Annotated in this window: 21 protein-coding genes; 14 read left to right on the top strand and 7 right to left on the bottom strand. The window is 64.7% G+C overall.

What is annotated here, in order from left to right:
* Nucleotides 1–168 precede the first annotated feature (168 nt).
* The 3 genes from QXZ85_RS33150 to QXZ85_RS33140 form a co-directional block, all read right to left on the bottom strand.
* Nucleotides 169–1,413, bottom strand: a complete 1,245-nt coding sequence (locus QXZ85_RS33150; RefSeq protein WP_315727791.1) for an ABC transporter substrate-binding protein — start codon at nucleotides 1,411–1,413, stop codon at nucleotides 169–171.
* Between the two features lie 126 nt (nucleotides 1,414–1,539).
* Entirely contained in the window at nucleotides 1,540–3,486 is a 1,947-nt protein-coding gene (locus QXZ85_RS33145) for a hypothetical protein (protein ID WP_316175636.1), read from the bottom strand.
* Between the two features lie 120 nt (nucleotides 3,487–3,606).
* Nucleotides 3,607–4,701 (bottom strand): YbhN family protein, encoded by a 1,095-nt coding sequence (locus QXZ85_RS33140; RefSeq protein ID WP_315707122.1) that lies wholly within the window; start codon nucleotides 4,699–4,701, stop codon nucleotides 3,607–3,609.
* Nucleotides 4,702–5,083: 382 nt separating this feature from the next.
* On the opposite strand from QXZ85_RS33140, the gene QXZ85_RS33135 reads away from it, so the two are divergent.
* Together QXZ85_RS33135 and QXZ85_RS33130 are read left to right on the top strand one after the other, a co-directional pair.
* Nucleotides 5,084–5,590 carry a ferritin-like domain-containing protein gene (locus tag QXZ85_RS33135; protein ID WP_315763573.1) on the top strand — a complete coding sequence of 169 codons (507 nt, stop codon included), beginning with the start codon at nucleotides 5,084–5,086 and terminating at the stop codon, nucleotides 5,588–5,590.
* 183 nt (nucleotides 5,591–5,773) lie between these two features.
* Complete coding sequence (locus QXZ85_RS33130; RefSeq protein ID WP_316175634.1) at nucleotides 5,774–7,189, top strand: MFS transporter; 1,416 nt, start codon at nucleotides 5,774–5,776, stop codon at nucleotides 7,187–7,189.
* Between the two features lie 21 nt (nucleotides 7,190–7,210).
* On the opposite strand, the gene QXZ85_RS33125 is transcribed toward QXZ85_RS33130, so the two are convergent.
* Complete coding sequence (locus tag QXZ85_RS33125) at nucleotides 7,211–7,645, bottom strand: hypothetical protein (protein ID WP_315707124.1); 435 nt, start codon at nucleotides 7,643–7,645, stop codon at nucleotides 7,211–7,213.
* Between the two features lie 67 nt (nucleotides 7,646–7,712).
* Between QXZ85_RS33125 and QXZ85_RS33120 the strand changes: the two genes are divergently transcribed.
* Together QXZ85_RS33120 and QXZ85_RS33115 are read left to right on the top strand one after the other, a co-directional pair.
* Entirely contained in the window at nucleotides 7,713–8,294 is a 582-nt protein-coding gene (locus tag QXZ85_RS33120) for a hypothetical protein (protein ID WP_315806311.1), read from the top strand.
* 91 nt (nucleotides 8,295–8,385) lie between these two features.
* Nucleotides 8,386–8,973, top strand: a complete 588-nt coding sequence (locus QXZ85_RS33115; RefSeq protein ID WP_315727801.1) for a YdcF family protein — start codon at nucleotides 8,386–8,388, stop codon at nucleotides 8,971–8,973.
* A gap of 115 nt (nucleotides 8,974–9,088) precedes the next feature.
* Here the strand turns inward: QXZ85_RS33115 and QXZ85_RS33110 are convergent, their stop codons facing one another.
* Complete coding sequence (locus QXZ85_RS33110; RefSeq protein WP_315707127.1) at nucleotides 9,089–9,514, bottom strand: universal stress protein; 426 nt, start codon at nucleotides 9,512–9,514, stop codon at nucleotides 9,089–9,091.
* A gap of 77 nt (nucleotides 9,515–9,591) precedes the next feature.
* On the bottom strand, nucleotides 9,592–10,125 hold the full coding sequence (locus QXZ85_RS33105) for a histidine phosphatase family protein (RefSeq protein WP_315707128.1): 534 nt from the start codon (nucleotides 10,123–10,125) through the stop codon (nucleotides 9,592–9,594).
* A gap of 106 nt (nucleotides 10,126–10,231) precedes the next feature.
* Here QXZ85_RS33105 and QXZ85_RS33100 point away from each other — a divergent pair, with 106 nt between their 5' ends.
* The 9 genes from QXZ85_RS33100 (at nucleotide 10,232) to QXZ85_RS33060 (ending at nucleotide 23,385) form a co-directional block, all read left to right on the top strand.
* On the top strand, nucleotides 10,232–11,647 hold the full coding sequence (locus tag QXZ85_RS33100; protein ID WP_316175632.1) for an FAD-binding oxidoreductase: 1,416 nt from the start codon (nucleotides 10,232–10,234) through the stop codon (nucleotides 11,645–11,647).
* A 106-nt stretch (nucleotides 11,648–11,753) separates the two neighbouring features.
* A complete protein-coding gene (msrB, locus tag QXZ85_RS33095) occupies nucleotides 11,754–12,257 on the top strand; it encodes a peptide-methionine (R)-S-oxide reductase MsrB (RefSeq protein WP_315707130.1) in 504 nt (167 codons plus the stop codon).
* 282 nt (nucleotides 12,258–12,539) lie between these two features.
* Nucleotides 12,540–14,345 carry a flagellar hook-basal body complex protein gene (locus QXZ85_RS33090; protein ID WP_315707131.1) on the top strand — a complete coding sequence of 602 codons (1,806 nt, stop codon included), beginning with the start codon at nucleotides 12,540–12,542 and terminating at the stop codon, nucleotides 14,343–14,345.
* 49 nt (nucleotides 14,346–14,394) lie between these two features.
* The gene (gene flgK / locus QXZ85_RS33085; protein ID WP_315768068.1) at nucleotides 14,395–16,260 is read left to right on the top strand and encodes a flagellar hook-associated protein FlgK; all 1,866 of its coding nucleotides are present in this window, start codon (nucleotides 14,395–14,397) and stop codon (nucleotides 16,258–16,260) included.
* A gap of 10 nt (nucleotides 16,261–16,270) precedes the next feature.
* A complete protein-coding gene (locus tag QXZ85_RS33080) occupies nucleotides 16,271–18,127 on the top strand; it encodes a flagellar protein (protein WP_315768067.1) in 1,857 nt (618 codons plus the stop codon).
* Between the two features lie 106 nt (nucleotides 18,128–18,233).
* Entirely contained in the window at nucleotides 18,234–19,019 is a 786-nt protein-coding gene (locus QXZ85_RS33075) for a hypothetical protein (RefSeq protein WP_315727988.1), read from the top strand.
* Nucleotides 19,009–20,640 carry a hypothetical protein gene (locus QXZ85_RS33070; protein WP_315707134.1) on the top strand — a complete coding sequence of 544 codons (1,632 nt, stop codon included), beginning with the start codon at nucleotides 19,009–19,011 and terminating at the stop codon, nucleotides 20,638–20,640. The genes QXZ85_RS33075 and QXZ85_RS33070 overlap by 11 nt, the downstream gene beginning before the upstream one ends.
* Nucleotides 20,630–21,877, top strand: a complete 1,248-nt coding sequence (locus QXZ85_RS33065; protein WP_315768065.1) for a hypothetical protein — start codon at nucleotides 20,630–20,632, stop codon at nucleotides 21,875–21,877. Before QXZ85_RS33070 ends, QXZ85_RS33065 begins: the two co-directional genes overlap by 11 nt.
* Nucleotides 21,874–23,385, top strand: coding sequence for an aspartate aminotransferase family protein (locus tag QXZ85_RS33060; RefSeq protein ID WP_315768064.1), 1,512 nt, complete (start codon nucleotides 21,874–21,876; stop codon nucleotides 23,383–23,385). Before QXZ85_RS33065 ends, QXZ85_RS33060 begins: the two co-directional genes overlap by 4 nt.
* A gap of 68 nt (nucleotides 23,386–23,453) precedes the next feature.
* Here the strand turns inward: QXZ85_RS33060 and flbT are convergent, their stop codons facing one another.
* Nucleotides 23,454–23,876 (bottom strand): flagellar biosynthesis repressor FlbT, encoded by a 423-nt coding sequence (gene flbT / locus QXZ85_RS33055; protein ID WP_315741854.1) that lies wholly within the window; start codon nucleotides 23,874–23,876, stop codon nucleotides 23,454–23,456.
* 408 nt (nucleotides 23,877–24,284) lie between these two features.
* On the opposite strand from flbT, the gene QXZ85_RS33050 reads away from it, so the two are divergent.
* Nucleotides 24,285–25,835, top strand: a complete 1,551-nt coding sequence (locus tag QXZ85_RS33050; protein ID WP_315707138.1) for a flagellin — start codon at nucleotides 24,285–24,287, stop codon at nucleotides 25,833–25,835.
* Nucleotides 25,836–25,924: the final 89 nt, after the last annotated feature.

The following is a 25,924-nucleotide window of genomic DNA, read 5'->3' as shown; positions in this document are numbered from 1 at the left end:
GGTCACCGCAAACACCATGGTCAAAAACAACACCCGATATACCCAGCAATCGCTTGACAGCTAAGACAGTCGCCGGGTTCAGCCTTGACGGGCTGTCCCGGAATGACGGTACTTGTGACGCAGTAAAGATAGCCAAATACAGATCCGAGAGCGGATCCAACTCCGGCCCTACTGCGACAGCTTCACGAAGTCCGGAAACTTCAGTTTCCCTTCCGCGATCGCCGGCGGCCACACGGTGACCTGCTTGCCGCTCTGCCATTGGAAGACGAGACCGGTGATGTAGCCGGGACCCGACTTGAGCCCGTGGGTGAACTCGTCGTCCTTGCCGTAGAAGGCGAGGCGGCCGATCGTGCCTTCGTAGTTCGTCTTCTCGAGCTCGGCGACCATCTTGTCCGGATCGGTCGAGCCAGCGCGCTTAATCGCTTCCGCGATGATGTAAACGTCGTCGTATCCGGTGTAGCCGGTATAGGCGGGCGGCGTGCCGAACTTGGCCTTGAAGGCCTGCGCGAACGGCTTGGTCTTCGGCGTCACCGCGACCTCCGGCGTCGCGACGGCCAGCGACGGAATACCTTCGGCCGCGCCGTTGGTATCGTTCCAGAAGGTCGGGCTGAGCGCCTGCGCGCTGATGCCGAACATCGGCACCGGCACCTGTTGGTTCTTCCACTGCACGGTGGGCTGTACGCCGACGTGGGAGATGCCGGTGACGATCACGTCCGGCTTCTTGGCCTCCATATTGTTGAAGATCGGCGTGAAGTCGGTGGTGTCGGGCGAGAAGCGGATGTGCTCGACCACCTTCAGCCCGGCCTTGGGCAGGCACGCCTCGTAGCCGACGTCCAGCGGCTTGGTCCAGGCCGCGTCCTCGCTCATGATCGCGGCGGTCTTGAACTTGAGCTGATCGGCCAGCAGGTCCTTGGCCGCATCGCAGACCAGCTGGGCCTGCGCCGCCGAGGTCAGGTAGCCGTGAAAGGTGTATTTGTTTTTCTCATAGTCGTTGTGGATCGCCTTGGTGATCTCGTTGGAGGCCGCGCCCGGGGTGATCAGGGGCAGCTTCAGCCGCGCGGCCCAGGGCTCCAAGGCCAGCACCACCTCGCTGATGTAGCTGGCGATTACGGCCGACACCTTGTCCTCATTGGCGGCGCGCTGGAAGGCGCGCACGGCATCTGCCGACGATGAGTGGTCGTCGTAGGTGACGATCTCGATCTTGCGCCCGAGCACGCCGCCTTTGGCGTTGATCTCATCGGCCGCGATCTGCGCGCCGCCGGGCGTGGCGGCACCGGCGATCGCCTGCACTTCGGCGATCACGCCGATCTTGATAGGATCGCCGGACTGCGCGTATACAGGCGCGGTCAGGCAGAGGGTCGTGGCCGCGGCCAACATGGCAAGCGGCGGCGAACAGGCATCGAACCGAAGCATGCGTTTCTCCCTTGACGATCTTGTTGGGCCAACTTGTTAGTTGTGCCGCGCGCGTATAGGTCGCGCGCATGTCAAGTGTAAGCCGCGCTCACGCGGCTTGGAAAGCGCGTTCGGATCGATCTTGGCCTATTGCTGCACTGCGCTTGCGGGCGGCAGCGGCTCGCCGCTGATGTCGGGCTCGGCGGCGTCCAGGCTGAGCACCTGGGCTGCGGCCGGAAAGGCCGCATCCGCCATCGCCGCGTGCCCTTCGGCGGACGGGTGTACCGCGCCGCCATAGACCGCCGACAGCACACCCCAGGTCGCATCGTGGATATCGGAGGGCTGCATCGCTGCCGGCAAGCCTTGCGGATAGGTCATCGCGGCAAAATAGCTGTCATTGGCATCGCGGATCCAGCGTGCCCGCGGCAGATAGGCCCGGTACTCGCTGGCGCCGCGGCCGCAGCGCAAGGGGTCATTGGCGGCATTGACGATGTCGGGATCGAAGCTGTCGCCCTTGGCAGAGAAGCAGTCGCGGTCGAATACGGGATCGCTCGCGGCGCGCGCGCAAAAACCGTGGTCGGCGAACGCAGCCTGATGCGCATCGACAAAGGTCATGCGGTCGCTGCGCGGATCGCGGCACAGCACGCCGCCCTGGCACTGCGCCAGTGCCTTCAGGGTCGGCAGGAACTCGTTCTCGACAAAGGCGGTGACATTGGCGAGCCGCTGCGGATCGGCGGAGAAAGCGGGGTGGATGTCGAACCCCGCCCGCCCGCCAGGGCAGGGCGCACCGCCACTGGCGAGCGCCGGATTGCCATAGGACGTGTAGATCACATGCGAGAGGTCGCTGACCAAGGGCTTGAGGGCCTCGCGCAACTTGGCGAAGCCCTGCGGCAGGTCGCGCGCAAGCTCGGCGCGGGAATCCTCCACCGAGCCGATCAGGCCGATGCGCTTGAACAGGGTGCGCTCGGTCGGCGTGTCCACGATGACGTCGGACACGAGACCGGAGAAGTTGATGTCGTTGGCGCCGATCGACAGCAGCACGAGGTCGAGCCGGCGATCCGGCTGGCGCCGCTTGGCCGCCGTGAGTGCCTCGCGCAATTCGGAAAGCTGGCCGTTGACGCTGCTCTGGCACGTCGCGATCGAGCGGCCGGGCGGGCATTCGCGCGCCCGCTGGCTGCCGAACAGGCCGTCGGCAATGGTGGCACCAGTGCAGGCGAGCGGCAGATAAGTGACCGCGATGTGCGGATAGCGCACCGCGAGCGCGAGCGCCGTGCGGGTCTGATAGCTGTAGAGCGAGCGATGGCAGGCTGCATTGAACCAGACGGCGCTGTGGCGCTGCCAGTTCTGCAGCGTATCCGGCGCTTCGCAGGCACGGCCGCCTTTGAAGCCGGCGCGGCTCGGCCGGTAATATTGCCCGGTCGCGCCGCCGAGATAGGAGCGGAAGCAGAAGCCTTCGTCGGCCAGCGCGATCGCGCGGTCGGGATTGCCCTCTCCCGAGGCGATGCTGTCGCCGAGACCGGCGATGAAGATGTCGCGCACCTGGATGCCGGCGGATACCCGCTGGCTGCCGTCCGCGCTGGAGACGTCGACCGTGGCGACGGTCTGACGGCCATAGCGGACACGCAGGTTGACCGGCTCGGCACAGTCGAAGGTCGAGCTTTGCGGGCCGTCACCATCGTCGAACGACCAGGCGCAGGTGGCGCCGACCGGGACCGCGCCGGTGAGCCGCACCGTGATCGGGTGATCGATCGGGGTGAGATAGCTCTCCTTCACATTGTCGCGGGTGCAGGGCTCGTTGACGCGGCCCTGCAGATCGATGCAGAGCCGGTTGACGATGTTGCGAGCCCAGCCGCGGCCGTCGCTCTGCAGTTCGAGGCCTTGCTCGGCGGCGAGGATGCTGCGGTCGCGCGCAGCGTCCACGTGAAGCAGGAAGTCGCGCTCCTCGCGGAACAGGCGGAAACGGTTGCGCACCTCCCAGCTGATCTGCATCGGGGTGGCGGTGATCTGGGCGCCGACCGGCGAGGTCGGAATCACGGAGAGCGCGGGCGCGAGCAATGCGGCCGCCAGCAGCAGGCGAAGGGAATCTGGGATCATGGCGCGACGTTTCACGGCAAAGATGCGGCGGAAATAAGAGGGCCGCCTGTCAGATCAAGCCGATTGCCTGGGACAAGTCAGCCATGCCTCAGCTCGGTGCTGCGCCGACATCGCGTCGGATCAGCGCCGCGAGTGCTGTTTCAGCCGCTGCGGCAGCGGGGCCGGCGCAGGAGTTGCCGTGGCTTGAGGCGGCGTGACATGGCGGCGGGATACGTCGTTGAGCTTGCGCCGTTCCTGCCAGGGCTGCACGACATTCATCCAGAGTTCCCGGAACCCCATGATCGAGATTGCCGTGGCGAACGGGATGACGAAATAGAGGACGCGGAACACCAGCAGCGTGGCGAGCAGCTGCTCGCGCCCGAACTGCGGCAGCGCCACCAGCATCGCCGCGTCGAACACGCCGATGCTGCCCGGCGCATGGCTGGCGAAACCCAGCAAGGTGGCCAGGATGAAAACCACCGAGAGCGACATGAAATCGATCGGCGGGTCGGAGGGCACCAACAGATACATGGCCAGCGCACAGAAGCCGAGATCGACCACGCCGATCAGGATCTGCACAAAGGTCAGCCGGGTCGAGGGCAGCACGACTTTCCAGCCGTTCTGGCCGAGCTTGCGGCGGTCCTTGCCGGTCGCGAGCCAGCCGAGATAGGCGAAAATCGCCAGAACGAGCCCGACGCCGATCAGTCGGTTCACCGCCTCCGGCAACTGGTCCATCGTGGAGGCGGCGGACGGGTGCAAGATCATGCCGATGCCGAGCACGAAGATATTACCGAGCCAGAAGGTCAGCCCGGACAGAAAGCAGATCTTGGCGACGTCGATCGCGCTCAGTCCATAGTCGGAGTAGATCCGGAAGCGAATGGCGCCACCGGTGAAGACGGTCGCGCCGATATTGTGGCCGATCGAATAGCTCGTGAAGGATGACAGCGCTGCGATCCGGTAGGGCACGTGCTTCTTGCCGATCGTCCGCAGGGCGAAGAAATCGTAGAAGGTCAGGGTACAAAACGCACCGACGACGCAGAGTGCGGCGAGCGCGATGTGTCCGGGAGGGATGTCGGCCAAGGCGGTCAGGATCACGCCGCCGTCGACCCCCCGGAGCGTGCGCACCAGGGTGGTCACCGCGAAGGCGATGATGGCGAAGCTTGCTGCGATTCCAAGCCGCTTCCAGCCGATCCATTTCTTGAAACCGCGCCCGAGCGCAGTCAGCAGACGCTGCATTCATCCTCCCGGCGGGGCGGCACCACAGATGTGAAGAGGGGCGAAACCATTACTCGATGGCGGGCGGGAATTCCATTACGGAGAGTTCCTTACGGCAAAACACGCCTCTTGTGCAGTCCTTGACAAGGCCGGCTTCAGCTTTCGAACGTGCTGACCCGTCATACGTCGGTCACATAATGTTGACGCCCTGGATTTGTCACAATCACGTCGCCGCCAACGTCCGATTGCGCCGCGCAGTTCCGCAAATGGGGCACGCTCCGATGTTTGTGCTGTGCCGGAACAACGGGCCAAGCCACCGGTTAGCCGAGCGCAGACCACCAGATGAACGCGCGAAAACGATGGCCGGGAGCCAACGGCGTTCCGAGCGCAAGGAGGCGAGACAATGGGACTGTTTACCAAAGACATCAAAACCATGAACGACCTGTTCGTTCACCAGCTGCAGGACATCTATTACGCCGAGAACCAGCTGGTCAAAGCGCTGCCGAAGATGGCCAGCAAGGCCAGCGATCAGCGGCTGAAACAGGGATTCCTGACCCACCTGGATGAAACCAAAACGCACGTGCAGCGGCTTGAGCAGGTGTTCAAGATGCAGGGCATCCAAGCCAACGCTGTCGACTGCCCGGCCATCGACGGGATCATTGAGGAGGCCGAGGAGGTGGCCGGCGAGGTTGCCGACAAGGCCGTGCTGGACGCGGCTTTGATCAACGCCGCGCAGGCCGCCGAGCATTACGAAATCGTCCGTTACGGCAGCCTGATCGCCTGGGCCAAGCAGCTCGGCCGCAAGGATTGCGCGACCATCCTGCAGAAGACGCTCGACGAGGAGAAGGCGACGGATAAGAAGCTGACCAGCCTGGCCGAAGGTGCGGTGAACCTGCGCGCGGCGAGCTGATCTCTCGCCCGAAAATGGTTCAGCTGAGGCAAAACGCCGCGCCCCGCGCGGCGTTTTGGCGCCAGGCAGTCCTCATGCTTCAGCCGCCATGGCGCATGTGATCGATGGTTCGACCGATATCGAAGCATCGTGGTGCGCGCCAGGGCTAATTAACAGGCCGTCCTCAAGATGAGAGGTGCCGGCATGACTCGCTTATCGCTCGCAACAGATACCTCACGGCTAGCCGCGGCGCGGCAAGCTCCGCCATCCCGGCTGGCGAGCGCGCTCACATTGACCGCCATGAGTCTCGGCTTCGGCGTCGTCCAGCTCGACGTCACCATCGTCAACACCGCGCTCGCCAGCATCCGATCTGCCCTCGGGGGCGGCGTGGCTGAGCTGCAATGGGTGGTGAACGCCTATACGATCGCGTTTGCCGCCTTCATCCTGACCGCGGGGGCGCTCGGCGATCGGCTCGGCGCCCGACGTATCTTCATGGGCGGATTTGCGCTGTTCACGCTCGCATCCATCGGCTGCGGCCTCGCGCCCGACGCCATCAGCCTGATCGCGCTCCGCGGCATCCAGGGCCTGGGGGCAGCCGTCCTCGTTCCGAACTCGCTTGCGTTGCTGAACCATACTTATGCCGATGCCAAGCAACGAGGGCGTGCGGTGGGAGTCTGGGCCGCCGGCGCGAGCCTCGCTTTGACTGCCGGCCCCTTCGTAGGCGGCACCTTGATCGCGCTGGTCGGCTGGCGCGCCATCTTCTTTGTCAACGTGCCCATTGGTCTTGCGGGACTTTGGCTCGCGAAGATCTATGCGCAGGAGACGCCGCTCCATGCCGACCGCTCGGTCGACCTGGCCGGGCAGGTTGCGGCGATCACTTCGCTCGGGGCGCTCGCAGCGGCCGTGATCGAAGCCGGCGCACGGGGCTGGACCGATCGCGCCGTCCTGCTGGGTTTCGCCATCGCGATCGCCGCAGGCGTCGTCTTCGTCTGGCAGGAGGCACGCACCCGGCAGCCGATGCTGCCCTTGATCTTGTTTCGCAACCGTCTGTTTGCGCTGTGCGCGCTGGTCGGCCTGTTGGCCAACGTCTCGATCTACGGCCTGATCTTCGTGTTCAGCCTGTATTTCCAGGAGATCAATCACCTGTCGGCGTTCGCGACCGGGCTTGCCTTTGTGCCCATGCTCGGCGTCGTGTTCCCGGTCAATCTGGCCGCGCCGCGCCTGGCCGAGCGGATCGGTCCACGCGCCACCATCGCGCTCGGTGCAACGCTGTCGGCGCTGTCTTGCCTGGCGCTGCTGCGGACTGCGCCGGGAACGCCTTATTGGGTGGTCGGTCTGCAGCTGATCGGTGTGAGCAGCGGGCTCGGTCTGCTCGTGCCGCCGTTGACCTCGACCCTGCTTGGCAGTGTCGAGAAGTCCCGGTCCGGCGTGGCGGCCGGCGTGTTGAATGCGACGCGGCAGACCGGCAGCGTGATCGGAGTGGCCTTGTTCGGAGCGCTGATCGGGCAGCCGGATGCCTTCATCTCGGGGCTCCGATGGTCGCTCGTCATTTCTGCCGCGGTGCTTTTGACGGCCGCGGGAGTGATCCGCTGGGGCGCGTCGGCGCAGCATGGGCGATGAGGCGCGACGAAGGAGAGGCGATCACGCCTTCCGTAACGCGAAATTGGCCCCGCAAAACGCCATCAATGCGCCGAGGCCGAGCGCGGCAATGCCGGCCAGCACGCCCGCGATCGAAGGTGTCGGGCTTGGTCCAGACAGCGTCTGGCCGGCGCCAATCAGGAGCAGGACGCCGATGCCGATCAGGAAGTGCTGCATTCGTTTCGGGATATCTCCGGAAACGGCACTATGCATCAGGCTCGCGATGAAATAGCCGCCGGCGAACGCAACGGTTGCGATCAGCCACCAGGCGATGGCCGAGCCGGCCGGCATGAACGCCCCGGTGTCCGTCCGCCACAGCCCGCCGAGATCCAGCCCATAGCGCGCGCCCATCATGTGCACGGCGAGCGCGAGCAGCACGCCTGCAGCCATGGCGCCGGCCAGGATCAACAGTCGGGGGAAATGGGTCGTCTCGGTCATGAGCGATGTGTAGGATAAGCGGCAGGCTTCGTGCAAGCAGTGAGGCTGATCCATTCACGCACAGGAAATGACGTCCGCAGACGATGACGCCACGGTCAGTTATGCCTTCAAGGCGTCGCTGATCGGGACCGCGCATCGGTTCGAGCTGACCGACGAGGGGGTGTCGTGGCGCATCGGCGCACGTGCCGGGCTCTGGCCCTATGCCGAGATCGCCGCCGTGCGGCTCTCCTATCGGCCGGTGTCGATGCAGGCACGGCGCTTTCGCGCCGACATCACCCATCGCAGCGGCGCGCGGCTCAGCCTGGTTTCGACCTCCTGGCAGACCGCGACGCTGGTCGCGCCGCAGAGCGAGGGCTACCGCCGTTTCGTCACGGCGCTGCATGCGCAACTCGCTGCGCATCACAGCCAGGCGGTGCTGACCGCCGGGCTCGGGCAAACGACGTATGCTGCAGCGCTGGCGCTTGTCGCATTGCTCGGGCTTGCCATCGCCGCACTGTTCGTTCGCGCCTTGCTGGCAGGCGAATGGTCGGGCGCGCTATTTCTTGTCGGCTTCGTTGCGCTGTTCGCCTGGCAGGTCGGCGGCTTCATCGTCCGCAACAAGCCGCGCAGCTACACGTTCGCGGACATTCCGTCCGGGCTGTTGCCGTGATCCCGGCGAGACGTCATCGGACGCAATCAAATGTGACTTCTACGGCTAGGGAACAGAGGCATGCTGTGCGCGATAGGTGAGGACAGGATCTATGCAGGACCGATCGCTGAGGCTGCCGGACGCCGCCGAGATCGCCGCGATCAACGCGCAGCATTTCATCGAAGCGCCCTTGCAGCCGGCGGATCTGCTGTTCGTGTTCGGCACGCGCGTCGAGGAAAGCCTGCGGGCACAGGCAGCCTGCCGGCTGTGGCGCGACGGCTATTTCCGTCATGCCATCGTCAGCGGCGGCGTCACGCCGGGCGGCGATGAATCCGAATGCGCCGTGATCAAGCGGGCGATGGTCGACGGCGGCATTCCGGCCGACCTGATCCTGGAGGAACACCGCGCCACCAACACCGGCGAAAACGTGATCCTCTCGCTGCCGGTGATCGAGGCCGCGCTCGGGCTCGCAAACATCGGCAGCGTGATCTGTCTCGGCAACAGCTGGACCGCGCGGCGCTATCCGATGACGTTGCACCGCTACTGGCCGGAGGTGACGAAGATGCTGGTCACGATCGACAGTTTCGGCGTGCCGCGCGAGCGCTGGCATACCCATCCCGAATTCCGCCGCCGCGTGCTCGCCGAATGGGACAAGATCGCGCCGTACAAGGCCAAGGGCTTCATTGCCGAATGGCCGTAAGGGCCCGACCGGTTCCAGATCGTGATGTGATTAGAAGGAATCGCATCACGATCTCATCTCTTTGATTGAGCATGATCTCCTTGGAAAACCGCTTTCCACTTTTCCGGATCATGCTCTAATGCCTGACCACCAGCACCGAGCATTTGGCGTAGCGCACGACGTGGCCGGCATTGGAGCCGAGGAAATAGGTGCGCATCGCCGGGCGATGTGACGTCATCACGATGAGGTCGGCCTTCACGGCGGCCGCTTCCTCCAGGATTTCGTGATAGATGCCCCCCTGACGTACCGCGTAGGAGATGCGGTTTTCGGGAAGCCCGGATTCGCGCGCGACGATCGACAAGGCTTCTTCCGCCGCCTCGCGCTGCTGCGCGTCGAAATCGGCCGGAACATATTCGGCGAGCATCACCGGCGTCATCGGCAGCACGTTGAGCAGGCGCACGGTGCCGTCCCAGGTGTTGGCGAGCGTCGCCGCCGTCGCAATCGCGGGCTTGGCAAGGTCGGTGTCGGCGAGATCGATCGGGACCAGGATGGATTTGAACATCACACGCCTCCCTGCTTCCCATGCTCAATGAGGAGCTGATCGATTAGGCGCCCTCCGGTGTTGCGCTGTCAATTGGCTCACGCTTGCTTCAGGAGCTTCGGGGTGACGAATTGCACCAGTTTGCCGCGGCCGAAGGACACATCGGTCCAGTCGTCGATGTCGAAGTCGAGGACGGCAAGTCCTGACGTCGGCAGATTGTGCGCGAGCTCCTCGCGCGCCGCCTTGTCGCCGCCGCCGGTCAGGGCGAGCGCCAGCTCATGCATGCCGGGATTGTGGCCGACCAGCATCAGCCGTTTGGGATCGCTGGCCTCGGCCAGCCGGATGTTGTGCAGGAGCTGCACCACCTCGGCGGCATAGAGTTCCGGCACCAATTCGACGACCGGCTCGGGGACCCGGTCCCGCATGGCTTCCCAGGCGAGCTCCCAGGTCTGCCGCGCCCGCACGGCCGTCGAGACCAGAACCAGATCGGGGAAGGGGGGATGGCGAGCAAGGAAATCGCCGAGTCTCGCGGCATCCTGATGCCCGCGCTCGTCGAGTCGGCGATCCTGATCGCGGCCGGATGGCGCGTCCCTTTCGGTCTTGGCGTGGCGGAACAGCATCAATCGGCGCATGAACTGTGGTCTCTATTCGGTCTGGCTATGCTTCACCTACTGCTCGGCACTAAAAGGATGATGACGCAAGGTGACAAGCGCCGGCAGGCTTGGTTAAGAAAACGCCATGAGTGAGACTTCCACAAGCGCGATCAGCGAGGAGCGGGCCATCGGGCGGACCCGGCTCGCCTTCGATCTCGATGCCGACATCTGCGTGGTCGGTGGCGGGATTGCCGGGCTGATGGTCGCCTTGTGCGCCGCCCGGCAGGGCGCCAGCGTGGTGGTGCTCGAGGGCCGTCATGTCGGCTGGAACGCTTCTGGCCAGTTGATGGGCGCGGTCATGCCCGGTTTTGCACTGCCATTGCCGGATCTGATCGAGCGCGTCGGTGTCGAGCATGCGCGGCAGCTCTGGGCGTTGTCCTGGGAGGGCGCCGAGTTCATCCGCGCCAATGCCAGCGAAGACATGATGCCCGGGATTGCGTTGAGTGAGGGGGCGCTCGAAGTCTCCAATGTCGATGCCGGTGACACTCTGCTGCGCCGCCTGCAGATGCTGAACGAGGATTTTGCCACCGAGGCCGAGGGCTGGCAGGTCGAGCGCGTTCGCTCCGTGCTCAAGACCGACCGTTATTTTCACGGCATCCACTATCCGAAGGCGTTCCAGCTCGACGGGCGCAGCTATGTCCATGCACTGGCGCGGCTCGCGCGGCGCGCGGGCGCGCGGATATTCGAGGACACGCCGGTGGTCAGCATCGATGCCACTGGCGTGCGCAAGCGCATCGTCACGCCATCGGCACGGCTGCGTGCCGCCCATATCGTGCTGGCCGGCAACATCCATCTCGGCGCGCCCCTGCGGCGGTTGTCGGATACGTTGCTGCCGGTCTGGCGTTACGGCGGGATCACGGCGCCGCTCGGCGCAGGCCTAGCCGAGGCGATCGCCTTTGGCGGCTCGGTGAACGATCTCGACGGCATCGATCAGTTCCGCATCGTCGACGGCGACCGGCTGATGTGGGTCAGCCCCGAAACCACTTGGTCGGCGCGGCCGGGCGCCTTCGCCGGGGCCGTGGGGCGTCGGATTCGCAGCGTGTTTCCGCAGCTCGGCCGCTGCGAGATCACGGAGACCTTTGGCGGGGCGACGGGCCAGACCGTGCACGGCATGCCGCAGGTCGGCCAACTGCGCAAAGGCCTGTGGGTGGCGAGCGGCTTCGGCCGCCAGGGCCTCAATACCTCCGCGATGGCCGGACAACTGATCGCCGGCGGCATCCTGGCCGGCGACGACCGCTGGCGGCTGTTCTCGCCATTCGAACTGGTCTGGGCCGGCGGGGTCAGCGGACGCGTCGCCGGCTACGCCGTGAGCCTGTGGGTGCGTGGCAGCTCGGCACTCGCCGGCGGTCTCGCCCGGCATCGCGAGCGCTTGCGGGTCAAGGAGCGGGCACGCGCGGCGCGAGCGGCCGAAGCGCGACGCCGGGCCGCCGCACCGCGGCGCTTGCCGATTCGCCCGAAGCCGTCCGACCTGATGGGGGGCGGGGAAGGCGAGGACATGTGAGGTCCTCTCACTCGCAATAAAGTGAGCGGGCGGAGCTTGCCCCGATGTAACGTCCGGCGACCTCGGCCGTAACTTCGGCAGCCATTCTTCGCTACGGAGACCGCCAATGATCGATCGTCGCCTGATGCTGACCTCGCTCGCCGGCCTGTTCGGCTTTGCTGCTCTGCGCTGGTTCGGCGGCAGCACGCCGGCGCGCGCGGCCGAGAAATTCGAGATCGAGAAGACCGATGCCGAATGGCGCGCGCAGCTTTCGCCAGAGCAATATGAGATCCTGCGGCAGGAGGGCACCGAGCGCCCCTGGACCAGCCCGCTTCTGAAGGAGCATCGTAAGGGCACCTTTGCCTGCGCCGGTTGTGACCTGCCGCTGTTCTCGTCCGAAACCAAGTTCGAGAGCGGCACCGGATGGCCGAGCTTCTACAAGCCGCTGGATAACGCGGTGGCGACCCGCGAGGATCGGACCTTCGGCATGTTGCGCAGCGAAGTGCATTGCCGCCGCTGCGGCGGCCATCTCGGCCACGTCTTTGACGACGGCCCGAAGCCGACCGGCCTGCGCTACTGCATGGACGGGCTTGCGCTCACTTTTCATCCGGCAAGCCCGTCCGCAACGTGACGGAATTTGCGGGCTCGTTCGTTCAAGGACCATCTGCGACCTGAACGACGCGTCGGCATCTGTGAAAACAGCCCTGTCCGGAGCGCGATGCGGCGCGCCCCGGCTCGGCAAGACTTGCCGGCTCGGCAATTGTTCACCACTTTTGGCGCTGCTTTTTTAACGTTCCGATTTGCTAAGTGACTGATAGTTCGCCGGTTTCATATTTGGCACAGCGATTGCGACGCTTCCCGCGAAATGCGGTCGGGGAGTGAGCCCGCCGCTGGTCAACGTGGAGCCAATGGTATGGGTATCTTCGATGCGCTGAACACTGCTGTCAGCGGCCTCTCGTCTCAATCCTTCGCGCTGCAGAACATCTCGGGCAACATCGCGAATGCCTCGACGGTCGGCTACAAGGGCATCGGCACGAGCTTCGAAGATCTCATCCCCAACGCGACCAACCCGAGCCGGCAGAACGCCGGCGGCGTCACGGCCTATGCGCAGGCGACGATCACCACCCAGGGCACGGTCTCGACCTCCACGGTCGCCACCAACATGGCGATCAACGGCGATGGCTTCTTCTCCGTGCAGAAGGCGACCTCGATGGTCGACAACGCGCCGGTGTTCTCCGGCGTCACCAACTACACCCGTCGCGGCGACTTCCAGCTCAACGCCAACGGCAACCTAGTCAACGGCGCCGGCTACTATCTGATGGGCATGACCGTCGATCCCAAGACTGGCAATCCCACCGGCAACGTGCCCCAGGTTCTCAAATTCGCCAACAACTTCGTGCCGGCCCAGGCGTCGACGGCCATTCAATACGGCGCCAACCTGCCGACCCAGCCGAAGACGCAGGCCAGCGCCAACGCCGCCGCCGGCACCTTGACCGCGGCCGGCGGCCTCAACTCGGCCGATCTGTCCAACGTGCCGCTTCCGGTCGGCACCAATTTCTATAGCGACAAAACCGTCACCGGCACCGTGGCGAACAACAAGAACGCGACCGCGATCACCGCAAATACCTTGCTGTCGGGCGCTGCCGCCACTGACTCCATCGGCACCAACTTCGCGCCCGGCGACACCATCACCATGACCGGCAGCGCCGGCGATGTCGTCACCTTCACCTTCGTGGCCTCCGGCGCGAGCGGCAATCAGATCAACGTCACCGACTCCGTAGGCACCTTGCTCTCCAAGATCGGCGCCGTCACCGGCGTGCAGCCGACGGTCGCGGGCGGCGCCATCACCTTGCATTCCGGCAGCGGCGAGGATTGGAGCATCGCGAGCACTTCTGGCGGCTTCACGGCCCTCGGCCTCACCTCGCCCGTGACGCTGACCCGCAACTCCAGTCCCGGCACCGGCATCGTGGTGGGCAACGACATCACCAACTTCACCAACGAGACCATCAGCGGCGGCGCGGTCACCACCTACAACTCGGCGGGCACGCCGGTGAACGTGCAACTGCGCTGGGCCAAGACCGACAGCGCAACGCTCGGCACCGGACACAAGGACGTCTGGAATCTGTTCTACCAGACCAACTCCACGGCTACGGGTTCGGCGGTGGCCTGGGTCAACACCGGCACCAATTTCACCTTTGCCGCCGACGGCTCGCTGAAATCGCCGACGACGTCCTCGATCTCCATCCCGAATATCACGGTCGACGGCATTTCGCTCGGCACGGTCAGCCTGAACATCTCGTCGGGCGCCTTGACCCAATATGCAAGCACCTCGGGCGCTGCGACCATCAACCAGATCCAGCAGAACGGCTACGCCGCCGGTCAGCTGCAGTCGGTCGCCGTCAACAACAACGGGATCGTGGTCGGCACCTTCTCCAACGGACAGACCATCAGCCTCGCCCAGGTGACGCTCTCGCATTTCAACGGCACCAACTATCTGAAGGCGCTGGACGGCGGCGCCTATGAGGTGACGGACCAGTCGGGGCAGGCGATCATCGGCGCCTCCGGCAAGATCGCAGGATCGTCGCTGGAGGGCTCCAACACGGACATCGCCGATCAGTTCACCAAGCTGATCGTGACCCAGCAAGCCTATTCCGCCAACACCAAGGTGATCACGACGGCCAACAGCATGGTTCAGGATCTTCTGAACACGCTGCGCTGATCGCTCCCCGGGCTTTCGCGTTCTGACATGATTTGAGGCAGGTAACATCATGGGTTTGAGTTCAGCGCTCGCCACCGCAATGTCGGGTCTGCGGTCGACGCAAGCGGCGCTCTCGATCATCTCGTCGAACGTCGCCAACGCGCAGACGCCGGGCTATGTCGCGCAGACCCCCAACCAGATCGAGGTCGCCAGCGGCGGCTACGGCTCGACGGTGCAGACCGTCGGCGTCAGCCGCCAGCTCGACCTGTTCGTGCAGAACCAGCTCCGCACCGAGACCTCGGCCGGAGGCTATGCCAACCAAGTCGCCAACATCCTCACTCAGTTGCAGAGCGTCTACGGCACGCCGGGCGGCAGCGGCACGCTGGAGACGGCGCTGAACAATTTTACGACCGCGCTGCAGTCGCTGTCGAACAGCCCGAACAGCCAGTCCGCCCAGTCGGTGGCGCTATCGGCGGCACAGACGCTGGCCCAGAGCCTGAACACGACCACCAAGGGCATCCAGACCCTGCGGAGCAATGTTAATCAGGACATCGGCAATTCGGCGACCCAGGCCAATGCAGCAATCTCGCAGATTGCGGACCTCAACAGCCGGCTGCAGGGGACCGATCCGTCCGACCCGCTTGCGGCGACGCTGCAGGACCAGCGGGACAACGCCATCAACACGCTGGCTAAATATGTCGACATCCGCGTCGTCAACGACTCGACGAACGGGGTGAGCGTGTTCACGAATTCGGGCATCCAGCTCGTCGGCGCCGGTCTCGCCTCCCAATTCACCTTTTCTTCGCCGGGTTCTCTCGACGCGACCTCGCTGTACAACACGGATCCGACCAAGAATGGTGTCGGCCAGCTCAACCTCAGGCTTTCCAACGGCGTCTCGCTCGATGTCGTCGCCAACAATCTGCTCGGCTCGGGCCAGATCGCGGCCGACCTGAAACTGCGCGACCAGACGTTGGTTCAAGCGCAGACCCAGGTCGATCAGCTCGCGGCCACCATGTCTTCGGCGTTGTCGGATAAGACCACGGCTGGCACCGCAGTTGCCGGGCCGCCCTCGGGCTTCGACGTCCCCACTTCGGGCGTGTTGCCCGGCAACACGATCAATCTGACCTACACGGATTCCAGCAACGTCCAGCGTCAGGTCAAGATCGTCAATGTGGCCGATCCGACCGCCTTGCCGCTGCAGAATGCGGTCGGCGCCAATCCGACCTATGTGGGCGTGAACTTCTCGCTTGGCATGGCCTCGGTGGTGACCCAGCTCAACAGCGCGCTCGGCGGCGCGCATTTGCAGTTTGCCAACCCTTCCGGCTCGACCTTGCGCGTCACCGACGACGGAACCAGTCAGGCGACCGTCAATGCTGCGTCGGCGACGACGACGGTGCAGACGCTCGCATCGGGCAATGCGCAGCTGCCGGTGTTCACGGACGGCGGCACCGCGCTCTATACCGGGGCGATCACCGGGACCGGCTCGCAGATGACCGGGTTGGCCGGGCGCATCTCCGTCAATCCGGCGCTGGTCAACGACCCGACCAAGCTCTCGACCTATTCAACATCGCCGGCCACGCCGGCCGGCGACTCCACCCGGCCCGATTTCCTGTTCGCGCAGCTGACCTCCGCCAAGTTCAGCTATTCGCCGACCACCGGACTTGGTTCGGCGGCCCAGCCGTTCCAGGGAACAGTCTCGAGCTATCTGCAGCAGTTCATCAGCCAGCAGGGCAATGCTTCCACGCTGGCGACCCAGCTGAAGCAGGGGCAGAGCGTGATCGTCAGCACCCTGCAGCAGAAATTCAATTCGACGGCCGGCGTCAACATGGACAGCGAGATGTCGAACCTGATCCAGGTTCAGAACACCTACGCGGCCAACGCCCACATCATGTCGGTCGTGCAAAGCATGATGCAAACCCTGCTCCAGGCCAAGTAAGGCGCGTCACATGTCGATCAGCAGTATCAATTACGGTTCGTCTCTGCTCGGGCTTTCCGTGCGGAATATCAATGATCAGCTCGCCAATCTCTCGACCCAGCTCTCGACGGGCGTGAAGTCGAGCAACTACGCTGGAATGGGTACGGACGAGGGATTTGCGGTCGCGGCGCGGTCGCAGCTTTCGAACATCCAGGCCTTCACCGACACGATAACGCACGTCAACACCATCGTGCAGGCGGCAAACACTGTCCTGCAGTCGCTGTCGAAGACAGCGGGACAGATTCAAAGTGCGGCGGCTGCGACACCGCAAAATCTGACCAGCACCGGCCAGAGCATCGGGCAGCAGAACGCGCAGTCGAACCTGTCGGCGATGGTCGGCATGCTCAACACCCAGGTCGGCGATCGCTACATCTTCTCGGGTTCGGCCATCGACAAGCCGGCGGTGGCATCCGCCGCCGACATCCTGAACGGAACCGCCACCCAGGCCGGCTTGAAACAGGTGATCGCCGAACGGCTGCAGGCCGATGTCGGCACCTCCGGCATGGGTCGCCTGGTGCTGTCGGCCCCGGCGACGATGCCGATCACGCTGTCAGAGGATGTCGCAGGCTCGCCCTTCGGGCTGAAACTGAACTCCGTCACCTCGTCGTTGACCAACGCCACCGTCACCGGTCCGTCGGGGTCGCCGCCATCGGTGTCGGTCGATCTCACCGCCGGCAATCCAAATCCCGGTGACCAGATCAGCTTCGTGTTCAACCTGCCGGATGGCACCACCGAATCGATCAAGCTGACCGCGTCGAACACGACGCCGGCGCAGCCCAACACGTTTGCGATCGGCGCGACCCCGGCCACCACCTCGGCGAACCTGAACGCGGCCATGAACAGCGCGATCGGTACGCTCGCCAATACGTCGCTGGTGGCGGCCTCGGCGGTCGCGGCCGGCAACAATTTCTTCTCCGACGGGGTGGCGACCGGCAGCGCGGTCAACAACAAGGCTGCGGCGCCGATCACGGGCGCAACCCTGCTGTCCGGCGCTGCGGCGACGGATTCGATCGCGACCAACTTCGTGCCCGGCGACACCATCACCGTGAACGGGACCACCCTGACGTTCGTCGCGTCGGGAGCCACCGGCAATCAGCTCAACGTGACCGACAGCGTTCAGACTCTGCTGTCCAAGGTCGATCAGATCACGGGCACCAAGACGGCTTCGACCGTGAGCGGCGGCGCGATCAGGATCAACACCAATGACGCCCCCGATCTCAGCATATCGAGCTCGAACGCGGCGGCATTCCAGGCGCTGGGCTTCAGCGGCACTGTGACCGCGACGTCCCCGTTGCGCGTCTCGGGCTCCCCGCTTGGGACTGCCACCAGCCTGGCCCCAGGCGCCGCGAACACCGTCGCCTGGTACACCGGCAACAATGCGCCCGGTGCGGCACGCTCGACCTCGACGGTCCGCATCGACGGCTCCCAGAAGGTGCAATTCGGCGCCCAGGCCAACGAGCAGGCGATCCGCCAGGCGCTCCAGCAAACTGCAGTCTATTCCGCTGTCACGGCGTCGCCGACCGCGCCCAATTCCGGCGCCCAGATCGCGGCGCTCTCGCAGCGTATCGCCGCCAATCTGAGTTCGCAGCCGGGGCAGCAGACGATCTCGGACATCCAGACCGACTTCGCCAATGCGCAGACCGCGATGAAGGATGCCGGCGCCCGGCAGACACAGTCGAAGGCGGCGCTGCAAAGCCTGATCGACGGCACCGAGGGCATCTCGCAGAACGAGGTGGCGAGCCAGATCCTGCAGCTGCAGACCAATCTGCAGGCGTCCTACCAGACGACCTCGATGTTGTCGCAGCTGTCGCTCGTCAAGTACCTTTGAGACCGGTCATTCAGGTTTCGTTAACCACGTCTGTTTAGCCTTTGTTCAGGCGTGGGGCGAACCGTCGCAGTGCGTCTCTTTGCGTTTGGAGGCAGTCGTGACCGACGTGAGCGAGCGGATCCATCTGGTGATTGCGACCCCCTGTTTCGGCGGGCAGGTGTCGAGCATCTACGCCAGCTCGATCTTCGCGCTTCAGCGTGAGCTGCGGGCGACATCCAATGTGAGTCTGACCGTCCACATGCGCGACGGCGATGCGCTGATCACGCGGGCACGGGCCAATCTGGTCACGTTGTTTTTGAACGATCCCACTGCGACCCATCTTCTGTTCGTGGATGCCGATATCGGATTCACGCCGCAGCAGGTGTTTCGGTTGATCGAATCGGGCGGTGACGTCGTCGCCGGCGTCTACCCGATCAAGCGCGTGAACTGGAACAAGGCGAAGCGGGCGCTCGACGTCGGTCGGCCCGACGTCCCCTCGGCCGCACTCGACTACGTGCTGGAGATTGAAAATCCCGATCACGTCGTGGTGGTGAACGGCTTTGCCCGCGTGCGATTTGCGGGAACCGGTTTTCTGATGATCCGCCGCCAGGTGCTGGAGCAGATGTGCGGGTATCCCGGCTACGCGCCATTGCAGTTCTTCCGCGAGCATTCTCACGATGCGCTGGCAGGCAGTCCGAACCGGTTCGCTCTGTTCGAATGCATGATCGACCCGGACACCGGGACCTATCTGTCCGAGGATTTCGCCTTCTGCAAGCGCTGGACCGATCTCGGCGGCCAGATCTGGGCCGATCTCGACAGCCGCCTCGATCACGTCGGTCCTTCGGTGTTTCATGGCAACGTAGCCTCTCAATTTGCGCCGGCTGCAGTGGCAGCCGCAGCCGATGCGGCCTGACGCGTGCATCATGGCGCCGGTCGCGTCTTCATCCGAAATCTCTCCATTCAGGTCCGATCGCGGTCGCCAAGGCAGCCTGCGCGATCTGTTCGCGCTGTTGGGCGACCTGCTCATCGACGGCGGTGATGCGCGGCTCGCGCTCGACCGTCCCTGGGGCCGCAATGCCTATGGCTGCGGTCCGGCACCTTCGCCTGATATCCTGAACTTCGCCTCGAGCACTGCGTCTTCGATCTCGGAACGCGCCTATGCGCGCGCCGAGCTTGCGCGCGAGCGATTGATGCATGCGGCCATCCATCATGGGGTCGGCGAGGCGCTCGACCGGCGTACCGAGGAGATGCGCGGCGAATTGAAGACGCTGCTCGGCCTCGACGTCGGGACGGGCATCGTGTTCTCGCCGTCGGGAACGGATGCGCAGCTGCATGCGCTGGCCTTGTCGCAGGCGTTGCGCGGCGATGCGCTGACCACCATTGTGGTGGCGTCGGATCAGACGGGCAGTGGAACGCAGTTCACCGCCCGCGGCCGCCACTTCTGCGTGACCACGGCGCAGGGCGCGCCCGTTCAGAAGGGTGGGCCGATCGAGGGGCTCGCCGTCGACAGCGTCGCTGTGCCACTGCTCGACGGTGCAACCCTCGCGCCAGACGGGGATTATGGCCCGGCGGTTGTCGCCGCTGTGGAGACAGCGATCGCGTTCGGCCATGCCGTGCTGTTGCAGGTCATGGACGCATCGAAGCTCGGCTGGCGTGCGCCGGATCAGTCCTGCCTCGACGAGATCGTGCGGCGCTGGCCGGGGCAGGTGCAGGTCGTGGTGGACGCCTGCCAGATGCGGCTCGGCCGCCGGCGGATCCGCCACTATCTCGATCGCGGCTATCTTGTGCTCGTCACCGGCTCCAAATTTTTCGGTGGGCCTGCTTTCAGCGGCGCCATGTTGGTTCCGCCGCAGCTTGCATGCGTGGTCGAAGGTCGCGGTCCGCTTGCAGCGGGGTTGTCTGACTACGTCAGCCGCAGCGATTGGCCGATGAGCTGGACGGCGCTGCGCGCCGCATCTCCGGAGCGGGCGAATATCGGTCAGTGGCTGCGCTGGGAAGCCGCACTTGAGGAGATCTCGGCCTATTACCAGGTGCCGGATCGCTACCGTCGCATGGTGCTGCGCGAGCTCGGCATGATCACCGAGAGTCTCCTGATGCTGTCGCCGATGCTGCGGCCGCTCGCAGTCGCCGAGACCGATGCCGACGACGAAGAGTTCGGACAGCCGACCATCTTTCCGTTTGCCCTGCAGCGCGACGGCAGCCTGGTCGGCGCCGGCGAGGTTCAACTGATCCACCGCGCGCTCCAGCGCGATCTCAGCGCTCACTTCAGCGGCCGCGCGGCCGATGTCGCCGCCCGCCAATGTCTGATCGGCCAGCCGGTTCGGGTGGACACGCCCGAGCGCGGCTCGATCGCGCTGCTGCGGCTGTGCCTCGGCGCGCGGCAGGTGACTGAAACCTGGAGCGATGATCTCACGACCGCCCGCGTCAATATCGATGCGGAAATCGGCCGTATCGCCGATGTGATTGCCAAAATAGAGCTGCTCGTCACCGACGTGAGCGGCCAGGATCTCAGGGATATGTGTGATGGTATCTGACGTGCTCGCGGTATCGGCGCATTCGCAGATCGCCGACCGCATCGGCCTCGCCAGGCTCGCCAAGGCGGCGTTCGACGGCAAGGATCTCAAGCCGCTGTGGAGCGAACTGATCGCCAAGCTGCTCGATGGTAGCGCGACGGCCGGGGAGGGACTCGATGTCGCGCTGATCGCGCAGCTGCTGGGCGACAAATCCGCCGGACTTGCGATCCAGCAGGATATCTTGCTCTCGCAGCAATTGTATCGCGTACCGTGTCGGAGCACGGCGCCGCGGCTGCGCGTGCTTGCGCTCGCCGCCGCGACCGACATGGGTAGCAACACGCCGATCGAATTCCTGCTCGAGGACGCCGACGTCGAGCTGATGACGCTCTATGTCATCCCCGGGGCAGAGCTGCCGTCGCCGCTGCCGGAGCATGATCTCGCTATCGTTATCGCCTCGGATTCGGAGGATTGCCAGCATACGCTGCAACAGATCGACCAGGTCGCGGCGCGTTGGCCGCGGCCGCTGCTCAATCCGCCGCGCCTGATCTCAAATCTCGATCGCGACAAGCTGCACCGGCTGCTCGCCGATATTGACGGGCTCATGATTCCCGAAACCGTGGCCGTCGGCCGCGAACGACTGATCGAGATCTCCGAAGAGCGGGAATGGCTGACGGCGATCGCCGTAGATCTCGCTTTTCCAATCATCATCCGTCCGCGCGGTTCGCATGCCGGTGTCGGTCTCGCCAAGGTCGATGAGCCCATCGAGCTTTCGCTCTATCTCGACGAGCACGCGGAGGAGGAGTTCTTCGTGGCGCGTTTCGTCGACTACGCAAGTGAAGACGGGCTGTTCCGCAAATATCGCGTCGTCTTCGTCGACGGTCGGCCTTATGCGTGCCACATGGCGATCGCGCGCCGCTGGGACATCTGGTATCTCAACGCCGGCATGGCGACGAGCGAAGCCAAGCGCCTCGAAGAGGCGACCTTCATGCAGACATTCGACATCGGCTTCGGCCGGCGCCATCGCGCCGCACTGGCGGCGATCGCCGAGCGCATTGGGCTCGACTATTTCATCATCGATTGCGCCGAGACCAAGGATGGTTCGTTCCTGGTGTTCGAGGCCGACAACACCGCGGTGGTGCACAATATGGATCAGCCTGACGTGTATCCTTACAAAGAACCGCAGATGCGGAAGATCTTTGCAGCCTTCCTCGACATGATCGAACGCCGGGTGGCGGCCTCGCGGGAGCAGGCTGCATGACCACCGCGTTGCCGGACACGGACCATCAGCAGCAGCAGGGTCGGACGCTGGACCCGCAGGATTGGGACGAGATCCGCGCGCAAGGTCATCGCATGCTCGATGACATGATCGACTACATCGCCAATATTCGCATGCGGCCGGTCTGGCAGCCGATTCCATCGGAGGCGCGTGAGCGGTTTCGCGAAGCTCTCCCGCACGCGCCGTGTGAGCTCGGCGAGGTCTACCGCGAATTTGCCGATTACGTCGTTCCTTATGCGACGGGCAATGTGCATCCGGGCTTCATGGGCTGGGTGCATGGCGGCGGATCCGCGGTCGGCATGCTGGCGGAGATGCTGGCGGCGGGCCTGAATGCCAATCTCGGCGGACGCGACCACATGCCGATCGAGGTCGAACGGCAGATCGTTGCATGGACGCGCGAGATGTTCGGCTTCCCGCCCGGCGCGAGCGGGCTTTTCGTGACCGGCACCTCGATGGCGAATTTGATGGCGGTCCTGGTGGCGCGCCGCGCTGCGCTCGGCCCCTGGGTGCGGCAATATGGGATCGGAGAGACGGGAGGGCTGCTGCAGGCCTACACGTCGAAGGCCGCGCATGGTTGCATCAGCAAAGCGATGGATATCGCTGGCTTCGGCAGCGATGCCTTGCGCTGTATCGGTGTCGACCGCGACCATCGGATCGACGTTTCGGCGCTACGCAGCGCCATTGCTGCTGATCGCAAGGCGGGCTTGCGTCCGTTCCTGGTGGTGGCGTCGGTCGGCACCGTCGACATCGGCGCCATCGACGATCTTGCCGCGGTGGCCGCGCTCTGCCGCGAAGAGAAGCTGTGGTTTCACGTCGACGGCGCGTTCGGTGCGTTGGCGATCCTGTCGCCGGCGCTGGCGCCGCTGTTGGCCGGGATCGAGCAGGCGGATTCGATCGCGCTCGACTTCCATAAATGGGGGCAGGTGCCTTACGACGCGGGCTTCCTGCTGGTCCGCGACGGCGAGCGCCACAGCGCTGCTTTCGCAGCGCCGGCGGCCTATTTGCGGCGGGAGACGCGCGGGCTTGCCGCAGGCGCGCAGTGGCCGTGCGATCTCGGTCCAGATCTGTCGCGCGGCTTTCGCGCGCTGAAGACCTGGTTCACGATCAAGACATTCGGTGCAGATAGGCTGGGCGCCATGATCGCGCGCAGCTGTGAGCTCGCCAAATATCTCGAAGGTCGGGTGCGCGCCGAGCCGGAGCTCGAGCTGCTGGCGCCCGTCAATCTCAACATCGTCTGCTTCCGCTATCGTGCCACGGATGCCAATGCGCTCAACGGCGATATCGTAGCCGACATCCAGGAGGCGGGGATCGCCGCACCGTCCAGCACGATGCTCGACGGCAGGCTGGCGATCCGCGCAGCCATCGTCAATCATCGCACCCAAGCATGCGACGTCGATGCGCTGATTGATGCGGTGTTGATGTTCGGCCGGCAGCGCGCCGCGGGCCAGCTGCCCCTGATGGAGATCGAAGCGCCGCCGCTGGCGCTGTGACGCAGGGCAGCGGCGTTACGTTTGCGCGTAGGAGAGGGAGCCCGGCTTGCTTGGCCGGGTCCATATGATCAGGCCGCGCTGCTGACGCACTTCGCCTGTTCGGCCTCGACCTGCTCCAGGAGCTTCTTTTCATAAGCGACCAGCTTCTTGGCTTCCTTCAGAGCCTGGTAGAGGTCGCCATTGAGGATGTGGGCGTTGATGGCCTCGATCAGCGGCCAGGCACTCGGCACCGTCGTGATGATGTCGCGCAGCAGGTTGAAGTAGGTGCCGTGACTGGTGTCGGCTGCGGGCGAGATGTACATTAGCTGCACCGCAAGATAGACGAGCTTCGCGGGCGTATCGGCCGTTTCCGGAGTGAGGATGTCTTTCTCGCGCAGGATCGGGACGTTGTCCCCGTCGATGAGAAGCCGCGCGCGTTGATCGGTGTTGGTGATCACGCATGAGCCGATGATGATCCGCTCGTGCGGCTTGAGTTCGACTTTCAGGGCCATCCTTGTTCTCCGTTGCCGCGTCGTGTCCGGTCCATGAGCCGGCTCCGAGAGGCCTGTCATCAATGGTGGCGGTCCGGGGCGAAGTAGATCGCTCGCGCTTTGCGCGCGCAAAGGTCGGCCGGCGCACGAGGCAAATCCTTTCCGAACAAGGTTAATGACCGGTAAACGGGCTGGCCGGATGGTAAATACGCTGACTTATCAAAGGGCTTTTGCCGGGCCGTGACTCGCAGTCGCGCCTATCGAACCCTTGTGGAGGCAACGGGAATCGATCCGGCACCCGCGGCGCTTCAGGTTTTGTTAGCCACTCCCGTTCACTTTGCCCGTGTCGCCTGATCGCGAAGTCGATCGAAGGCTTCACCTGGTCTCGAAGGGATCAGGATCTCATTTCACACCAGAAGGGTATGAATAATGTCAGGTATCGTTCTCTCGGCGTCGGTGCGCCAGAACCTGCTCTCGCTGCAGTCGACGGCTCAGCTTCTCGCCACCACCCAGAACAACCTTGCTACCGGTAACAAGGTCAACTCGGCTCTCGACAATCCGACCAACTTCTTCACCGCGCAGGGCCTCAACAACCGGGCCAGCGACATCTCCAATCTGCTCGATGGTATCGGCAACGGCGTGCAGGTGCTGCAGGCCGCCAACACCGGCATCACCTCGCTGCAGAAGCTGGTCGATAGCGCCAAGTCGATCGCCAACCAGGTGCTGCAGACCTCGGTCGGCTACTCCACCAAGTCGACCGTGACCACGGCCGCGCTGACCGGCGCGACTGCCAGCACCCTGCTCGGGGCTTCCACCAGCGCCGTCACCGGCACGAACGTCCTCAACGACAACACGTCGAGCGCGGTCGCGATCACCAGCTCCACCAAGCTGTCGGGCACCGCCGGTACGTCCTCGAACGACCTCGGCACCGGCTTCACCACCGCCGACACGCTGACCGTGAACGGCACCACCTTCACGTTCATCGCGGGCTCGACCTCGTCCGGCACCTCGATCGGTGTTGGCGACACCGTCGGCAACCTGCTGTCGGCAATCCAGACGGCGACCGGCGTCTCCGCCTCGATCAGCGCAACGGGCGCCGTCACCCTGACGCCTCCGGCCTCCGGTCTCACGCTGTCAGGTTCGACCGGCGCTCTGGCGAAGCTCGGCCTCACCCAGGTCGGCGATGGTCTCGCCGGCCAGACGTTGACGATCGGTGCGACAGGCGGAGGTACTCAGACGAGTATCACCTTCGGTATCGGGACGGGCAAGGTCAACTCGTTGAACGACCTCAACACAGCCCTTGCCGCCAACAACCTGCAGGCCTCGGTCGACTCGACGGGCAAGATCTCGATCACCACGACCAACGATGCGGCGTCGTTCACGATCGGCGCGGTCGGCGGCACGGCGGCGGCAGCCAGCCAGGCCTTCAACGGTCTGGTGGCTGGGGCTCCGGTGGCCGATCCGACCTCGCAGGCCACCCGGGCCAGCCTGGTTGCGCAGTACAACAACGTGCTCGCGCAGATCAACACGACCGCTGCCGACGCCTCCTTCAACGGTGTCAACCTGTTGAACGGCGACACGCTGAAGCTGACCTTCAACGAGACCGGCAAATCCTCGCTGTCGATCACCGGCGTGAACTTCAACACCACCGGCCTCGGCCTGACCAACCTCGCCTCGGGCGTTGACTTCCTCGACAACTCGTCGGCGAACAAGGTGCTCAACGTCCTCAACTCCGCCAGCTCCAACCTGCGGTCCGAGGCCTCGACGCTGGGTTCGAACCTGTCAGTCGTGCAGATCCGTCAGGACTTCAACAAGAACCTGATCAACGTGCTGCAGACCGGCTCGTCCAACCTGACGCTGGCCGACACCAACCAGGAAGCGGCCAACAGCCAGGCGCTGTCGACCCGCCAGTCGATCGCGGTGTCCGCGCTCTCGCTCGCCAACCAGTCGCAGGCGAGCGTGCTGCAGCTGCTGCGCTGATCTCGACCCGAGCGAAACGACGTTGCGAAACGGCGGGGGAAACCCCGCCGTTTTTGCGTTCGGGCCGCGCTTGCCGGGCCGCTATGCGA

Origin of the sequence: Bradyrhizobium sp. SZCCHNGR1005, from assembly GCF_032489995.1 — a bacterium.
GTDB lineage: Bacteria > Pseudomonadota > Alphaproteobacteria > Rhizobiales > Xanthobacteraceae > Bradyrhizobium.
This window is presented reverse-complemented; position numbering and strand designations above follow the sequence as displayed.

Bases quoted from the DNA above. Each gene is read 5' to 3' on its own strand.
- QXZ85_RS33150 (WP_315727791.1), bottom strand. From the start codon at position 1,413: ATGCTTCGGTTCGATGCCTGTTCGCCGCCGCTTGCCATGTTGGCCGCG.
- QXZ85_RS33145 (WP_316175636.1), bottom strand. From the start codon at position 3,486: ATGATCCCAGATTCCCTTCGCCTGCTGCTGGCGGCCGCATTGCTCGCG.
- QXZ85_RS33140 (WP_315707122.1), bottom strand. From the start codon at position 4,701: ATGCAGCGTCTGCTGACTGCGCTCGGGCGCGGTTTCAAGAAATGGATC.
- QXZ85_RS33135 (WP_315763573.1), top strand. From the start codon at position 5,084: ATGGGACTGTTTACCAAAGACATCAAAACCATGAACGACCTGTTCGTT.
- QXZ85_RS33130 (WP_316175634.1), top strand. From the start codon at position 5,774: ATGACTCGCTTATCGCTCGCAACAGATACCTCACGGCTAGCCGCGGCG.
- QXZ85_RS33125 (WP_315707124.1), bottom strand. From the start codon at position 7,645: ATGACCGAGACGACCCATTTCCCCCGACTGTTGATCCTGGCCGGCGCC.
- QXZ85_RS33120 (WP_315806311.1), top strand. From the start codon at position 7,713: ATGACGTCCGCAGACGATGACGCCACGGTCAGTTATGCCTTCAAGGCG.
- QXZ85_RS33115 (WP_315727801.1), top strand. From the start codon at position 8,386: ATGCAGGACCGATCGCTGAGGCTGCCGGACGCCGCCGAGATCGCCGCG.
- QXZ85_RS33110 (WP_315707127.1), bottom strand. From the start codon at position 9,514: ATGTTCAAATCCATCCTGGTCCCGATCGATCTCGCCGACACCGACCTT.
- QXZ85_RS33105 (WP_315707128.1), bottom strand. From the start codon at position 10,125: ATGCGCCGATTGATGCTGTTCCGCCACGCCAAGACCGAAAGGGACGCG.
- QXZ85_RS33100 (WP_316175632.1), top strand. From the start codon at position 10,232: ATGAGTGAGACTTCCACAAGCGCGATCAGCGAGGAGCGGGCCATCGGG.
- msrB (WP_315707130.1), top strand. From the start codon at position 11,754: ATGATCGATCGTCGCCTGATGCTGACCTCGCTCGCCGGCCTGTTCGGC.
- QXZ85_RS33090 (WP_315707131.1), top strand. From the start codon at position 12,540: ATGGGTATCTTCGATGCGCTGAACACTGCTGTCAGCGGCCTCTCGTCT.
- flgK (WP_315768068.1), top strand. From the start codon at position 14,395: ATGGGTTTGAGTTCAGCGCTCGCCACCGCAATGTCGGGTCTGCGGTCG.
- QXZ85_RS33080 (WP_315768067.1), top strand. From the start codon at position 16,271: ATGTCGATCAGCAGTATCAATTACGGTTCGTCTCTGCTCGGGCTTTCC.
- QXZ85_RS33070 (WP_315707134.1), top strand. From the start codon at position 19,009: ATGCGGCCTGACGCGTGCATCATGGCGCCGGTCGCGTCTTCATCCGAA.
- QXZ85_RS33065 (WP_315768065.1), top strand. From the start codon at position 20,630: ATGGTATCTGACGTGCTCGCGGTATCGGCGCATTCGCAGATCGCCGAC.
- QXZ85_RS33060 (WP_315768064.1), top strand. From the start codon at position 21,874: ATGACCACCGCGTTGCCGGACACGGACCATCAGCAGCAGCAGGGTCGG.
- flbT (WP_315741854.1), bottom strand. From the start codon at position 23,876: ATGGCCCTGAAAGTCGAACTCAAGCCGCACGAGCGGATCATCATCGGC.
- QXZ85_RS33050 (WP_315707138.1), top strand. From the start codon at position 24,285: ATGTCAGGTATCGTTCTCTCGGCGTCGGTGCGCCAGAACCTGCTCTCG.